We start from the raw sequence: 13503 nt of genomic DNA, 5'->3' as shown, positions 1-13503 counted from the left end.
TGTTGTGTTACGATTAGGCAAAGCTTCTTGGGGTATATAATTGTGTACCGGCCCTGCATCCGCGAAGGGCCATTTGAGAGGGGTGAAACGCCATGGATACCGGCACCCATATCGTCATGGGGCTCGCGCTTTGCGGGCTGGCCCATGCAGATCCGCTCGTGGCGGAGCATACGGCTTCCGCGTCGGTCATCTATGCCGGACTCATGCTCGGTTCCCAGGCGCCGGACGTCGACACGGTCCTGAAACTCCGGAACAATGCGGTCTACATCCGCAATCACCGGGGATTCACCCATTCCATACCGATGATGCTCGCCTGGCCGCTCATCATTTCCGTCCCGCTCGCGCTCATCGTACCGGAGTCAGATTTTCTCCATCTCTGGCTGTGGACGCAGCTGGCGGTTTTCCTGCATGTGTTCGTCGATATTTTCAATTCATACGGGACGCAGGCATTGCGCCCGTTTTCAGACCGCTGGGTGGCGCTCGGCGTCATCAATACATTCGACCCGTACATTTTCGGGGCGCATGTCTTGGCGCTGCTGGCCTGGCTTCTCGGTGCCGAGCCGGTTAAAACGATGCTCATCTTGTACGCAATCCTTTTCGTTTATTATGTGGTCCGGTTTGCCGTCCAGTCGGCGGTCCGCAGTGCGGTGAAGCGCACGATCCCCGACTCCGAGGAGATCATCATCGCGCCGACGATGAGGTTCTTCCAGTGGCGGATCGCCGCCTGTTCGGGCACCCATCATTACGTCGGGCGTGCGTATGGCCGGTCCGTTACGATCTATGATAAGTTCCGCCGCCGGGAAATCCCGGACAACGAACTTGTCCGCACCGCCTTCAAGGATCAGAACATGCGGGCGTTCCTGAGCTTCTCGCCGATCTACAGGTGGGAAATCACGGATCTCGGTTCCGTCTGCGAAGTGCGCCTGATCGATCTGCGCTACCGCAGCAAGGAATACTATCCGTTCGTGGCGGTCGCGCACATCGATGACCGCATGCGCATCCGCAATTCCTACACCGGATGGATCTTCAGCGAAGACAAGCTGAGGAAAAAGCTTCATTTTGCACACGAAGAAGGTTGACCAACGAGAACCGCCGGACCGACATGGCCCGGCGGTTCTTTGCGCGCTCAGCTGAGCGGCCCTTCCTCATCCAAAAGGGCGGCAATCTTCGGGTTGGTCGCCTTGAACTCGTCGAGCCGGCTGCCGTACGCATCGATCCACCGATTGACCATGGCCGCCGTCTGCTCGTCTTCGATCATCCCGTATCCGGCCCGGGCGTAGGAAGACTCGATGTCCGACACAAGCAGTTCGATCCAGGTTCTGGCACGGCCTGCCGCAAGGCTCCCGTTTTCCTCCATCAGCCGGACGGCCAGTGATTCCATCAGGTCAGGACTCATGACTTCACTTCCCCTTCTTCAGATTTTCGAGCATGGAAATCGGCAGCGCCTCAAGTTCCGCTTCGCCTCCGAGCCGGTAGCCCCAGGCGAACCGGCCTTTCAGATAGTCGACTTTGAAGAAGTTCCCTTCGTCTCCGAGAATCCGGTACACTTCCCCGGGCTCGATCGTGGACGGATCGATCAGGTAGGCCATCGCCATGACGGCTTTTCGCTCATAGACGGCGAATTCATTGACGATGCCAAGCTGTTCGGCTTTTCTCGCCTTTTCCTTGAGCCGGGCGATCTCCGTTTTGAGTTCATGCTCGGTCATTTCGCTGTAGCTTTTTTCATTCATTGCTCTTCTGCCTCTCTTTCTTCGATGAACCGGTTGATCCGTTCAGCCGGAATCCCTCTCTGGTACATCGCCTGCTTGACCCGGCGGCGGCGTTCCGCTCCGGTATGTTTTCCGCTGTATGTCCGCCAGGCCTTTTCGCCCCACTTTTCGGTGAGGGCATCCCATTCATCTTCCCCGGGCTCAAGGCTTTCTTCAATCCGGCCGATGACCGTGTTGATGACGTCGCGGCCATAGCCTTTTCTCATGAGGGACTCCTGGATTTTCTGCTTCAGTTGCTGAGGCGTCCGGCCGCCGCTTCTGACGGCCATTTTCTCTGCCAGTTCTTCTGCGAGCCGCAATTGTTCTTCCTCGGAGAATGAAGCCATCGCCTCTTCCTGGAGCTCTCGGGAAATCCCTTTCCTTTGAAGTTCCTGGCGGATGGCTGCGGGGCCTTTTTTCGCAGTGCGCTTGCGTGTTTCAAGCAATGCCCTGGAAAACGATTCATCATCAAGAAACCCCTGTTCGCGCAGCTTGACGATCGCTTCAAGCGCCACCGCTTCTCCGTAGCCGGACGAAAGCAGCTTCTCTTTCACTTCGTGTTCGCTCCGCATCCGGAAACCGAGAAAGTGGATCGCTTTATTGTAGGCTTTCCTCACTTCATCTCCGTAGATGATTTCATCAATTTCCCAGTCGTCGAGCACTTTCCCCTTCATGAGGCCGAACCGGATCAGAATCTGCTCGTCCGCGCTGAATGCATACTTGCCGTCCAAGAAGATATTATATCGTTCGTCATTGTTCTTCTGCAGGGCGATTTTCGTAATTTCGGGCAAGCCTTCCACCTCCCGTCCTGTTCTACCATTATACCTGTTCCGAGCGGCTCCTACACGCCAGGCGAGCCCGGTGACGCTGGAACGGGTATACTCATAGAAAATGGAGGGATGCGCATGAAAATCGCCATCACCGGCGGCACGGGTTTTCTCGGACGGACGCTCGTCCGGCTTCTTCAGGAAACCGGCCATGAACCGGTCATTTTGACCCGGAATCCGGAAAATAGCAATCGGGATGTTCAACAGGTCGGCTACCTGCACAGGGACAGCCGGCCTGAATCGGAACTTGGGACCGTGGATGCAATCGTCAACCTGGCCGGAACATCGATCAACGACGGCCGCTGGACGGAGGAACGCAAAGCCGCCATTCTGGAAAGCCGGATCCGCACGACTTCTGAAGTATTGCGCATCATCCGGGCGCTCCCGGAAAAACCGAAAGTGCTCGTCAATGCCAGTGCGGTCGGTGTTTACCCTTATTCTGAAAAAGCTGTCTTCACAGAAGACAGCCCTCAGGGAGACGGGTTTCTCCCCGGCGTCGTAAGGGAGTGGGAGTGGAAAGCACAGGCTGCGGAAGACGTCGGCGTCAGGACCGCGTTCATGCGGTTCGGCATCCTGCTTGGCCGGGGCGGCGGCGCCCTGCCGCTCATTTCGCTTCCCTACCGGCTGTTTGCCGGCGGCACGGTCGGCAGCGGCCGGCAGTGGGTGAGCTGGATCCACGTGGAGGACGCGGCACGCGCGATTTTATTCGCCTTGGAAAGTGATTCGATTTCCGGGCCGGTGAACACGGTCGCCCCGGGCGCACTGCGGATGAAGGACTTTGGCAAGGAAGTCGGCAGAGCGCTCGGACGGCCGCACTGGATGCCTGCACCGGCATTCGCACTGAAGGCCGCGCTCGGCGAAAAAAGCGAAATTGTGCTCAAAGGCCAGCATGTGGTGCCAAAAAGGCTCGAGCAAGCCGGATTCCGCTTCAAGTTTCCGGACGCCCGTTCTGCGCTTGAGGAAATCTATCAGGCATAAAAATTCAAGTTGCGCGCAACCTAACCAAAAAAGGAAAGGTTGCGTTTTTTATGATGGCCAAAACTCACGTAACCGGATTCGTGATTGCTGCCGCCATTCTTGCGGCGGGCCTTTTGTTCAGCCCATTCCGTGCGGAGGCGGGAGAACTCCACTGGGGATTCAAAAAAGCGACGGACGGTGTGCCGCCGGATGCGGGCACGGAGCTGAACGGGATGCTCGAACAGCACGGCGCCCTCTATAAAGGGTCCCCCGACAAGAAGATTGTTTACCTCACATTCGACAATGGATACGAAGCCGGCTACACCGAATCAATCCTCAACACGCTGAAGAAAGAAGACATTTCGGCGACGTTCTTCCTCACCGGCCATTATCTAGAAAGTGCCGGCGATCTCGTCAGGCGGATGGTCAACGACGGCCACACAATCGGCAACCACTCATACGGCCACCCGAACATGGCCAAAATGTCTGCCGCGCAGCTTGAAGCGGAGTGGAAAAAATTCGACGACCGGCTCCGTGAAGTGGCAGGCGTCAAGCGGACGCATTACGCTCGCCCGCCCGAAGGGATCTTCAACGCAAATGTTCTTGAAACCGGAAACCGCCTCGGCTACCGGCACATCTTCTGGTCGGTCGCCTTCATCGACTGGCACCGCGATCAGAAAAAGGGCGGTCAGTACGCCTACAATGAACTCATGAAGCAGCTCCACCCGGGTGCGGTCATCCTCATGCACACCGTCTCTCCCGACAACTCGGACGGACTCCCGGACTTTATCCGAGATGCCCGCAAACAGGGCTATTCATTCGGCACGCTCGACGAACTGGTGGAAGAGGCCTTCTTTCCCGAAGACCATTGACGGACGAAAAGCAGCCGCCGCACTCCAATAAGTGCAGCGGCTGTTTTCATGCGATTTTGAGCTGTTTTTTCGGCCGCCCGGCGATGAACAGGATGAACAGCCCGGCGATGAACATCGAAATGAACGTCAGAAAGCCGGGGCCTTCCCCGTGTCCGACAACATACCCGCCGAGAATCGGGCCGGCAAGGCTGCCGACGCTGAAGAAAATTCCGCACAGCAGATTGCCCGTCGGCAGGAATGTCTTCGGCGTGAGGTCGGTCATGTAGGCAATGCCGAGCGTGAATGTCGAACCGACGAAAATGCCCGCGATGAACACGGCGATGAGGATGTTCATCGCCTCGGATCCGGCAAGCCCCGCCCCGAAGAAAGCTGCCGCGCCGCCTCCGAGCGCGATGGAAAGAACTGCCCGGCGCCCGATCCGGTCGCTCAGCATGCCGAGCGGAATCTGGGAAGTGATGGCGCCGACGGAGAACGCGGCAAGAATGAAGGATATGTAAGAGACATCGATGCTTTCCCGAAGTGCGTAGACCGGATAAATGGCGTTGAGCGACGACTCGAGAAAACCGTATGTGAACGGCGGGATGAAGGCGACCCACGACAATTTCATCGTTTCTTTGAAACGTCTCGCGAATGACATCGACGCCTCGTTCCCCTGAATGACATCCGGGAAGTCATTTTTCAGCAGAAAGACGAGAGACCAGGCACTCATGCAAAGCAGCCCGGAAACGATGAACGGCAACCCTTCGAACAGATGGATAAGCGGGACGAACAGCGGCCCGGCGGCGAACCCGGCGCTGAACATAAGACCGTATACCGCGATGTTGCGACCGAGCTTCGCCTGCGGAGTGGTCGTCGTGATCCATGTTTGCGTCGCGAAGTGCAGGGCATTGTCCCCCATCCCGATGATCAGGCGCAGCACAAACCAGAACAGGATGCTCTTCCAGAGCGGAAACAAAAACAGCGACAGGAACACCGCCAGGCCGCCCGCCACGATGACCGGCTTGTATCCGAACCGCCGGAGCGGCACCTCCATGAATGGCGAAATGAGAAGCGTGCCGATGTAAAGTCCGGTCGCATTGAAGCCGTTGAGCGTGGAAGAGACGCCGTCCTGCTCGAAGATGACGGAGATGAGCGGCAGCAGCATCCCCTGAGAAAAACCCGAAATGGCCACAATGAGGACCAGAACCCAGTACCTCTTGCGGCCCGATTCAATCTTTGCCAAAACCCCAATCCTCCCCGCCGGTATCCATTCGTCGATTCCGGCCTTTAAATCCTGTACAATTCTAACATACAGGGAGGGATGGACATGAAATTTTCCATGACGGAAAACGGTTTTCAAACAGAAACGCAATTCGGCTCGCTGGATATTTCGGCAAATGACGAATATGGCTTCCGCCCGTACCAGCTGATGGTCTCATCGGTCGCCGTCTGCAGCGGCGGCGTGCTGCGCAAGGTGCTGGACAAGATGCGCATGCCTGCCGAAGACATCACGGTTGAAGTGAAGGACGTTTACCGCAACCCCGACGAAGCCAGCCGCATTGAGAGGATCGAACTGCATTTCCTCATCAAAGGCGACATCAACGAAGCGAAAATGCCGCGAGTGATGGAACTGACCCGGAAGAACTGTTCCATGGTAAGGTCTGTAGAAGGATCCATTGAAGTGAAAGAGACGTACGAAATCATTCATTGAACGCAAAAAAGGCACACAAAAGGCTCAGTCATCGGGTTCCCGGCGGCTGAGCCTTCTACTTTGAGTCACACCATGTTAAGTTTTTCATCATCTCGTATTTCGCGGCCAGTCTGCCTGTGAAAGTCCGAATCCCCTCCTTCGCTTTTCGTTCAGGATGCCCATTCCGACTCTTTCACTACGGCCTCCCCTCTCTTTTTGAACTGACTTTATCTTATCACGTAAATAGATGATTGTAAATATTCACAATGGTGTTTTTATTTAAAATAATCCTTTAGTCCCATTCAGTTTGAAATCTCCGGCTGTTTTCTTTACAATCAAACCATCTAGAATTGAGGTGTGCGCATGGAACAGCAAGACCGCAACCAGCAGGTGGAACAATTGAAGGAGCGGCTGAGCGACTTTTTGGAGACGCTAGAACATCTTGAACCGGAAACCGCCGATCTTGATGAGATCGACCGCCTGATCCGGATGATCGATGAAATCGACGAAAAGGTTACCCGCATCAACCGCACGGAAGGTTGAGATGCCCGGGCAGAAGCCGTGCCCAATAAATTTCAGAATGCTATAATAGAACTATGCAAATGATTGCGGTACACGGACTGCATCCGTTGAACGAAAGCTGGTTTCCCCACGGGGGAAGCCGGCTTTTGTGCTTATTTCGGGTGATTGATAGCGGTTTTCATTCTCACAATGGAAAAGGAGGAAGCAAAATGGCCACCATACAAGAGAAGCCGGCTGCGCCCGGCGGACACTCCCGTCCGGCTTGGCTCAACGGAGAAATGATCGCTGCCCTGTTGTCCGGCGTGTTCATCATCATCGCCTGGGGACTCGGGAAATACGGTCTGCCCGCCGGATCGGCGGTGCTGTACATTCTCGCATTTTTGATCGGCGGGTTTGCGAAGGCCAAGGAAGGGATCACCGAGACGATCGAAGACCGGCAGCTGAATGTGGAAATCCTGATGATTCTGGCTGCAGTCGGTTCAGCTTCCATCGGTTACTGGACGGAGGGGGCTGTCCTCATTTTCATCTTCGCGGTGAGCGGAGCGCTGGAATCGTACTCCATGGAGAAGAGCCGGAAGGAAATCTCGTCCCTGATGGACCTGAAGCCCGAAGAGGCCGCCAAGCTCCATGCAGACGGGACGACCATCGTAGTCGGGGTGGGGGAACTGAAAGTCGGTGACCGGGTGCTCATCAGGCCGGGCGAGCGGATTCCGGTGGACGGCAAGATCCTGACAGGCGCGAGTTCCGTCGACGAGTCCGCCATCAGCGGGGAGTCGCTGCCGCTTGAAAAGGCGCCGGGTGACGAACTGTTCGCCGGCACAGTGAACATGAGCGGAGCCCTCACCGCCGAGGTTTCCAAGCCGAGCACCGATACCCTGTTCCAGAAAATCATCGAACTGGTGGAAACGGCCCAGAGCGAGAAATCCCCGTCCCAGCAGTTCATCGAACGATTCGAAGGAACTTATGTGAAAGCCGTCCTCGCGTTCGTGGCCGTCATGATGTTCTTGCCGCACTGGGTGTTCGGCTGGGACTGGACAACAACGCTTTACCGGGCGATGGTGCTGCTCGTCGTCGCCTCTCCTTGCGCACTTGTCGCGTCCATCATGCCCGCCACGCTGTCCGCCATTTCAAACGGCGCCAAGAAAGGCGTTCTTTTCAAGGGAGGCAGCCATCTGGAAAATGTGTCTTCAATGAAGGTGATTGCATTTGACAAAACGGGCACACTGACGACGGGGAAGCCGGTTGTCACCGATTTCATCGTGAAAGAGGGCCTCGACCGCCGGGAGACGCTCGCCCTGCTCGGCTCGATCGAGTCGCTGTCCGCCCATCCGCTCGCCCTTGCCATCCGGTCGTTTGCGGTCGATCAAAATGCGGGATCGGTAGACGGAGTGGAAATCCGCGACATTCCGGGCTCGGGACTGGAAGCCGACTGGCACGGACGCACATTCAAAGTCGGCAAGCCGGGTTTTGTCGGAAAAGAGCAGGCGGCCGCCTTTGCGGACAACGCGCTCGATCGGCTCAGTGAGGAAGGCAAGACCGTCATCTTCCTCCGGGATGAACAAGAAATCATTGCGCTTGCCGCGATGAAAGACACACTGCGCCCCGAAGCGGCAGAAGCCGTCCGCAGCATCCGGGCCCTCGGCATCCGGACCGTCATGCTGACGGGTGACAACGAACAGACGGCACGGACCATTGCCCGTGAAGCCGGCGTCGACGAATACACGGCAGAGTGCCTCCCGGAAACGAAAGTCGCCCGGCTGAAGGAACTCCAGGAACGATTCGGACCGGCCGGCATGATCGGCGACGGGATCAACGACGCGCCGGCGCTTGCCACCGCCTCGACCGGGATTGCAATGGGCGACGGAACAGGCGTGGCCCTGGAAACGGCGGAAGTCGTGCTCATGAAAAATGACCTGATGCGGATTCCGTACGCATACCGGCTGTCGGGCAGGATGAACCGGATCGTCAGGCAGAACATCATCTTTTCGGTGTCGGTCATCGCCCTGCTCATCCTGTCCAACTTCCTGCAGGCAATCAGCCTGCCGCTCGGCGTAATCGGACACGAAGGCAGCACAATCCTCGTCATCCTGAACGGGCTGAGGCTGCTGAAATCCAACTGAACCAAAAAAAGCAGTGCCCGGGGTCATGCCCCGACGGCACCGCTTTTTTCTTTTGCCTTCTTTTCCTCGCGCCTTTCCTGCATGACGGCGTTGATCTGGCCGCCGATGATCAGGATCATTGCTGACAAGTACATCCAGATCATGAGGACGATGATGCCCCCGATGCTGCCGTACGTGCTCGAGTAATTGCCGAAGTTCCCGACGTAAAACGAGAATCCGAGCGTGGTCAGGATCCATCCGACCGTCGAGAAGATCCCGCCTGGAATGGCATCCCGGAACTTCACTTTGGCATCCGGCACAAGCCAGTAAATAAGCGTGAACACAGTGAAGATCAGAACCGGCGGGATCACCCAGCGGATGCTGTTCCAAAGTGTGAGAAACCCTTCTTCGAGTCCGAAATAGGAAAAGATCGTCTGGCCGATCTGCTGGCCGAACACCGGCAACGCCAGTGCCACCGCAACGACTGCGATGAGTGCGAGGGTGAAGACAATCGACAGTCCCCTCGTGACAAGATAGGACCGCTTTTCCTTCGTAAAGTAGGACTGGTTCAACGCTTTCGAAAGGCGGTTCATGCCGCCTGAAGCGGACCAGATCGTCCCGATGATCCCGAATGACAGCAGACCGCCGCGCCTGGTGTCGAGAATCTCACCGACAGTGTTGTCGATGATGCTGTACACGTTTTCCGGTGCATACTCTTTCAGGACCCCGAAAACGGCGGACTGGTCGATGTTCAGATAAGGGAGCAATGTCAGCAGGAAGATGAGGAGCGGGAACAGAGACAACAGGAAGAAGTAGGCGAGCTGGGAGCCGAGACCCGTCACGTCGACCATTTTGATGCGGGTCAGGAGTTCTTTGAAAAATCCCTGTCCCGTCGTCACGTCGAACCTCACCAGGTCGCCGTCGCTCACGTCGTCGACAAACCCTTTCACTTTGTCTTTCAGGCCTTCATCCCCGTCGTTTGCATCCCGGCCATGCTTCCGCGCTTTGCGGTCTGTCGCCATGGCAGCCTCCCCCCTTTCCGTTTGATCAGTTTTTTGCGGCTTCTCCGTCAACCGATCCGTCTTCGTATGCCTTTTCGGGCACAAACGTCTTGTCGGTGCCTTCCAGCGGCTTCGAAGCAATGTCTTTGTATTCGTCTTTCGCCTGCATGATCATGTCCTTCGAATCTGTGAACGCTTCCTTCGTGTCCTCGACAAGTCCTTTTACGGTCGGCGTCAGTTCTTTGAGCTCGGCCGCCTTGTCGGTCAAGTATTGCTTGTCCGAGCTGAACTGATCGGCCAGCGCCTTGTACTTGTCCACCTGGTCGCGGACCTTCCACTGAAGGATGTCGGGGTTTTTCGCATAATACCTGACATCCGCCCCCAGTTTCTTTGCAGAGCTCATCATCGAGTTGCGGGTATTGCGGTCAAACATGCTGATCACCGCTCCTGCGAGCGCTCCGATTGCGACCATTTTTCCAAATTTGCTTCCGGCCATTATGAATCCCTCCGTCTGATCTATTTTCTGCTTCGTTTGCATATTCCATTATACCCTCGCTCCGTAAGTGACAAACAAGAGGACCGGGGAACCAAATTTAAATTAGGTCTTGACTAACCGGCTAACTTTTCGGAATATTAACAGTATGAGAGGTGATATAGAACAGAAGCCTCTTGACCAAAAAACGGACAACAGAAAAAGGGGGAAAAGAAATGGACGCTCTGTCGAACATTCTGGACAAGATCAGCGGATTCATCTGGGGACCACCCCTGCTCATCCTGCTCGTCGGGACGGGGATTTTCCTGACACTGCGGCTCGCCTTCATTCAGGTCCGGCTCCTGCCCTACTCGCTCCGGCAAGTATTCTCCAGGAAACACGACAAACGCGCGGAAGGGGACATTTCACAGTTCCAGGCGCTCATGACTGCGATGGCCGCGACCGTCGGAGTCGGGAACATCGTCGGAGTCGCAACCGCCATCACGCTCGGCGGGCCGGGTGCGGTGTTCTGGATGTGGATCGCCGGATTCTTCGGAATGGCGACAAAGTACGGCGAGGCCATCCTTGCCGTCAAGTACCGGACGACCGACGCCAACGGACAGATGGCCGGCGGGCCGATGTACTATCTTGAACACGGACTCAAGGCGCGATGGCTCGGTGTCCTGTTCGCCCTCTTCGGCACGTTCGCCGCGTTCGGGATCGGCAACGGTACACAGTCCAAAGCGGTTGCCGATGCGGTCAATCTGACGTTCAATGTGCCGTACTGGGTGACCGGCGTCGTCCTCATGATCGTGGCGGCGCTCGTCATCCTCGGCGGCATTAAGTCCATCGGCCGAGTGACGGCATTCTTTGTCCCGGTCATGGCCCTGTTCTATTTCATCGCGGGCGCAATCGTTATGATCACCAACTTTGACCTCGTGCCGGGTGCATTCGCAACCATCTTCAAGCACGCATTCGGCATCGAGTCGGTCACGGGCGGCGCAATCGGCGCGGTCATCCGGTTCGGCGTTGCACGCGGCCTCTTCTCGAACGAGGCGGGCCTCGGCTCCGCTCCGATCGCGGCAGCGGCTGCACGTACAGACATGCCGGGTCGCCAGGCCCTCATTTCGATGACACAAGTATTGTTCGACACGCTGATCATCTGCTCGATCACGGCCGTGACAATCGTCATGTCCGGCGTCTGGAAAGAAGACGGCGCTTCCGCCGGCACGCTGACCGCATCCGCGTTCGGTGAATTCTTCGGAAGTGCCGGCCAGTACATCGTCGGCATCGGCATCATCTTCTTCGCGGCTTCGACGATCTTCGGATGGGCGTATTACGGGGAAAAGTGCTTCCAGTACCTCTTCCCTAAAAATCCGCGCCTCCTCATCTACTATCGCCTGTTCTTCGTCGTCGTCATCTATTTCGGCGCAACGGCGACGCTCGATGTGGTCTGGCTCTTCTCGGATGTCATGAACGGACTCATGGCGATCCCGAACCTGATCGGACTTCTCGGACTTTCGGGAGTCATCGTGGCGGAGACGAAACGTTTCCGCGCGAAGATCGAAGAAGAAAAAGCAGCGGAAAAAGGGCTGGTCGCTCCCGATCCGGCCGATTGATGCGGCCCGGAACAAGTTTGACACCCCTCTGATTTAGTGCAAAAATGAGGCGAGTCAGACGAAAGGATTGAAATCTATGGACCTCTCCAACCCCTCTTCAGAGAATGTGGAATACATGATCAATGCCATTAAAGACAAACTGCGCATGGTCAATGTGGACGCGATGAAATCCGAGCATTTCAACGGATCGGACTACGAAGAGCTTCGCGACCTGTACGACATGGTCATGAAGCGCGACAGCTTCAGCCCGAACGAAATGCAGGCCATCGCCGCTGAGCTCGGCAGCATGCGGAATTAATACCGAACAGAAATGGATGTCCGGATCGCCTCAACAGGCTTTCCGGGCATCCGTTTTTTATCGGCCGAATAAAATCTTCTTGCAGCCGGGCGGCCCTGCGTTGCCGGGAGACAATATGAATTGGTAGACTATTCATAGAACAGAAAGGGGTTTTGAATGATGGCTTCGTTTAAAGAAAATCTTGAGAAATACGCGGAACTGGCAGTGAAAGTCGGGGTGAACATCCAGCCCGGCCAGCCTTTGTACATCGGGGCGTCGATCGACTCGGCGGAGTTTGTCCGGCTTGTCGTGAAGAAAGCGTACGAAGCGGGATCCAGCCATGTGCTGGTGGACTGGGGCGATGATGAAGTCACACGGCTCCGCTATGAGCTTGCGCCGGAAGACTCGTTCTCCGAATTCCCCAAATGGATCCCGGCCATGCGCCAGGAACTGGTCGATAAAAATGCGGCGTTCATGAACATCGTCTCCCAGGGACCGGACCTTCTGAAAAATGCGGACCCGAACCGGATTGCCTCTTTCCAGAAAGCGGCCGGGCAGGCGCTTGAAAATTACCGCCAGGCTGTTCAGTCGGACAAAGTGAGCTGGACGGTCATCGCCGCTCCTTCCGCTGCATGGGCGGCCAAAGTATTCCCGGACAAACCGGAGGCCGAGCAGGTGCCCGCGCTTTGGGATGCCATCTTCAAGGCGGTCCGCGTGGACACCGAGGACCCGGTCGCCGCGTGGAAGGATCACGATGAAACGCTCCACGAGAAAGTGAAGCACCTCAACGACCGGAAGTATGCCAAGCTGCACTACACGGCACCGGGCACAGATCTGACGATCGGCCTTCCGGAAGGCCATCTGTGGGCGGGCGCCGGCAGCGTGAACGCACAGGGCAAGGAATTCATGGCCAACATGCCGACGGAAGAAGTGTTCACTGTTCCGCACAAAGACCGGATCGACGGGTTCGTCTCCAGCACGAAGCCGCTCAGCTACAGCGGCAACATCATCGACCAATTCAAAATCACCTTTAAGGACGGACGCATCACGGACGTCGAGGCCGAACAGGGCGAAGAAGTGCTGAAGCACCTCATCGAAGCGGACGAAGGCGCAAAGTCGCTCGGCGAAGTGGCGCTCGTTCCCCACTCCTCGCCGATCTCGACTTCCGGTATTCTTTTCTTCAACACGCTGTTTGACGAGAACGCCTCCAATCACCTCGCCATCGGAAGCGCCTATGCCTTCTGTCTGGAAGGCGGCAAGGAAATGAACCGTGAAGAACTCGAAGCACACGGACTCAACCAAAGCATCACCCACGTTGACTTCATGATCGGCTCTGAAAAGATGGACATCGATGGCATCCTTGAAGACGGCACGCGCGAACCGATCTTCCGCGGCGGCGAATGGGCCTTCTGATCCGGGACTGACCGGAGCTGGTGTACA

The 13503-nt window shown here is 56.6% G+C and carries 15 protein-coding genes; 9 read left to right on the top strand and 6 right to left on the bottom strand.

What is annotated here, in order from left to right; translation table 11 throughout:
* Positions 1–92 precede the first annotated feature (92 nt).
* On the top strand, positions 93–1079 hold the full coding sequence (locus ACFFIY_RS10000; RefSeq protein ID WP_354198208.1) for a metal-dependent hydrolase: 987 nt from the start codon (positions 93–95) through the stop codon (positions 1077–1079).
* Between the two features lie 47 nt (positions 1080–1126).
* Here ACFFIY_RS10000 and ACFFIY_RS09995 read toward each other — a convergent pair whose 3' ends face one another.
* From ACFFIY_RS09995 to recX, 3 genes are read right to left on the bottom strand one after another with little or no spacing between them, the layout of a single operon-like run.
* On the bottom strand, positions 1127–1396 hold the full coding sequence (locus ACFFIY_RS09995; protein WP_354198206.1) for a YfhJ family protein: 270 nt from the start codon (positions 1394–1396) through the stop codon (positions 1127–1129).
* A gap of 4 nt (positions 1397–1400) precedes the next feature.
* On the bottom strand, positions 1401–1730 hold the full coding sequence (locus tag ACFFIY_RS09990) for a YfhH family protein (protein ID WP_354198204.1): 330 nt from the start codon (positions 1728–1730) through the stop codon (positions 1401–1403).
* Complete coding sequence (gene recX, locus ACFFIY_RS09985; RefSeq protein WP_354198202.1) at positions 1727–2539, bottom strand: recombination regulator RecX; 813 nt, start codon at positions 2537–2539, stop codon at positions 1727–1729. The genes ACFFIY_RS09990 and recX overlap by 4 nt, the downstream gene beginning before the upstream one ends.
* Before the next feature lie 114 nt (positions 2540–2653).
* On the opposite strand from recX, the gene ACFFIY_RS09980 reads away from it, so the two are divergent.
* On the top strand, positions 2654–3553 hold the full coding sequence (locus ACFFIY_RS09980) for a TIGR01777 family oxidoreductase (protein ID WP_354198200.1): 900 nt from the start codon (positions 2654–2656) through the stop codon (positions 3551–3553).
* Positions 3554–3606: 53 nt separating this feature from the next.
* Positions 3607–4404 (top strand): polysaccharide deacetylase family protein, encoded by a 798-nt coding sequence (locus ACFFIY_RS09975; protein ID WP_354198240.1) that lies wholly within the window; start codon positions 3607–3609, stop codon positions 4402–4404.
* Positions 4405–4450: 46 nt separating this feature from the next.
* Here the strand turns inward: ACFFIY_RS09975 and ACFFIY_RS09970 are convergent, their stop codons facing one another.
* On the bottom strand, positions 4451–5635 hold the full coding sequence (locus tag ACFFIY_RS09970; RefSeq protein WP_376837254.1) for an MFS transporter: 1185 nt from the start codon (positions 5633–5635) through the stop codon (positions 4451–4453).
* A 75-nt stretch (positions 5636–5710) separates the two neighbouring features.
* Between ACFFIY_RS09970 and ACFFIY_RS09965 the strand changes: the two genes are divergently transcribed.
* The 3 genes from ACFFIY_RS09965 (at position 5711) to ACFFIY_RS09955 (ending at position 8715) form a co-directional block, all read left to right on the top strand.
* Positions 5711–6094, top strand: a complete 384-nt coding sequence (locus ACFFIY_RS09965; protein ID WP_354198199.1) for an OsmC family protein — start codon at positions 5711–5713, stop codon at positions 6092–6094.
* A 342-nt stretch (positions 6095–6436) separates the two neighbouring features.
* On the top strand, positions 6437–6616 hold the full coding sequence (locus tag ACFFIY_RS09960) for an SE1561 family protein (protein ID WP_354198197.1): 180 nt from the start codon (positions 6437–6439) through the stop codon (positions 6614–6616).
* A 188-nt stretch (positions 6617–6804) separates the two neighbouring features.
* Positions 6805–8715, top strand: coding sequence for a heavy metal translocating P-type ATPase (locus ACFFIY_RS09955; RefSeq protein ID WP_376837252.1), 1911 nt, complete (start codon positions 6805–6807; stop codon positions 8713–8715).
* Positions 8716–8738: 23 nt separating this feature from the next.
* On the opposite strand, the gene ACFFIY_RS09950 is transcribed toward ACFFIY_RS09955, so the two are convergent.
* Together ACFFIY_RS09950 and ACFFIY_RS09945 are read right to left on the bottom strand one after the other, a co-directional pair.
* A complete protein-coding gene (locus tag ACFFIY_RS09950; RefSeq protein ID WP_354198195.1) occupies positions 8739–9716 on the bottom strand; it encodes a YihY/virulence factor BrkB family protein in 978 nt (325 codons plus the stop codon).
* A 25-nt stretch (positions 9717–9741) separates the two neighbouring features.
* On the bottom strand, positions 9742–10191 hold the full coding sequence (locus ACFFIY_RS09945) for a YtxH domain-containing protein (protein ID WP_354198193.1): 450 nt from the start codon (positions 10189–10191) through the stop codon (positions 9742–9744).
* A 212-nt stretch (positions 10192–10403) separates the two neighbouring features.
* Between ACFFIY_RS09945 and ACFFIY_RS09940 the strand changes: the two genes are divergently transcribed.
* From ACFFIY_RS09940 to ACFFIY_RS09930, 3 genes are all read left to right on the top strand, one after another.
* A complete protein-coding gene (locus ACFFIY_RS09940; protein ID WP_354198191.1) occupies positions 10404–11786 on the top strand; it encodes an alanine/glycine:cation symporter family protein in 1383 nt (460 codons plus the stop codon).
* Positions 11787–11862: 76 nt separating this feature from the next.
* The gene (locus ACFFIY_RS09935; RefSeq protein WP_354198189.1) at positions 11863–12084 is read left to right on the top strand and encodes a DUF1128 domain-containing protein; all 222 of its coding nucleotides are present in this window, start codon (positions 11863–11865) and stop codon (positions 12082–12084) included.
* 159 nt (positions 12085–12243) lie between these two features.
* Positions 12244–13476 carry an aminopeptidase gene (locus ACFFIY_RS09930; RefSeq protein ID WP_354198187.1) on the top strand — a complete coding sequence of 411 codons (1233 nt, stop codon included), beginning with the start codon at positions 12244–12246 and terminating at the stop codon, positions 13474–13476.
* The last annotated feature ends 27 nt before the right edge of the window (positions 13477–13503 follow it).

This window comes from Bhargavaea ullalensis (assembly GCF_042432615.1).
GTDB lineage: Bacteria > Bacillota > Bacilli > Bacillales_A > Planococcaceae > Bhargavaea > Bhargavaea ullalensis.
Note: the sequence above shows the minus strand (reverse complement) of the source record. Positions and strands in the feature narration are given on the sequence as shown.

What these genes read in the sequence shown, in the direction of transcription:
- ACFFIY_RS09950 (WP_354198195.1), bottom strand. Translation starts at nt 9,716, where the DNA reads ATGGCGACAGACCGCAAAGCGCGGAAGCATGGCCGGGATGCAAACGAC.
- ACFFIY_RS09980 (WP_354198200.1), top strand. Translation starts at nt 2,654, where the DNA reads ATGAAAATCGCCATCACCGGCGGCACGGGTTTTCTCGGACGGACGCTC.
- ACFFIY_RS09945 (WP_354198193.1), bottom strand. Translation starts at nt 10,191, where the DNA reads ATGGCCGGAAGCAAATTTGGAAAAATGGTCGCAATCGGAGCGCTCGCA.
- ACFFIY_RS09935 (WP_354198189.1), top strand. Translation starts at nt 11,863, where the DNA reads ATGGACCTCTCCAACCCCTCTTCAGAGAATGTGGAATACATGATCAAT.
- ACFFIY_RS09990 (WP_354198204.1), bottom strand. Translation starts at nt 1,730, where the DNA reads ATGAATGAAAAAAGCTACAGCGAAATGACCGAGCATGAACTCAAAACG.
- ACFFIY_RS10000 (WP_354198208.1), top strand. Translation starts at nt 93, where the DNA reads ATGGATACCGGCACCCATATCGTCATGGGGCTCGCGCTTTGCGGGCTG.
- ACFFIY_RS09975 (WP_354198240.1), top strand. Translation starts at nt 3,607, where the DNA reads ATGGCCAAAACTCACGTAACCGGATTCGTGATTGCTGCCGCCATTCTT.
- ACFFIY_RS09930 (WP_354198187.1), top strand. Translation starts at nt 12,244, where the DNA reads ATGGCTTCGTTTAAAGAAAATCTTGAGAAATACGCGGAACTGGCAGTG.
- ACFFIY_RS09995 (WP_354198206.1), bottom strand. Translation starts at nt 1,396, where the DNA reads ATGAGTCCTGACCTGATGGAATCACTGGCCGTCCGGCTGATGGAGGAA.
- ACFFIY_RS09940 (WP_354198191.1), top strand. Translation starts at nt 10,404, where the DNA reads ATGGACGCTCTGTCGAACATTCTGGACAAGATCAGCGGATTCATCTGG.
- ACFFIY_RS09965 (WP_354198199.1), top strand. Translation starts at nt 5,711, where the DNA reads ATGAAATTTTCCATGACGGAAAACGGTTTTCAAACAGAAACGCAATTC.
- ACFFIY_RS09955 (WP_376837252.1), top strand. Translation starts at nt 6,805, where the DNA reads ATGGCCACCATACAAGAGAAGCCGGCTGCGCCCGGCGGACACTCCCGT.
- ACFFIY_RS09960 (WP_354198197.1), top strand. Translation starts at nt 6,437, where the DNA reads ATGGAACAGCAAGACCGCAACCAGCAGGTGGAACAATTGAAGGAGCGG.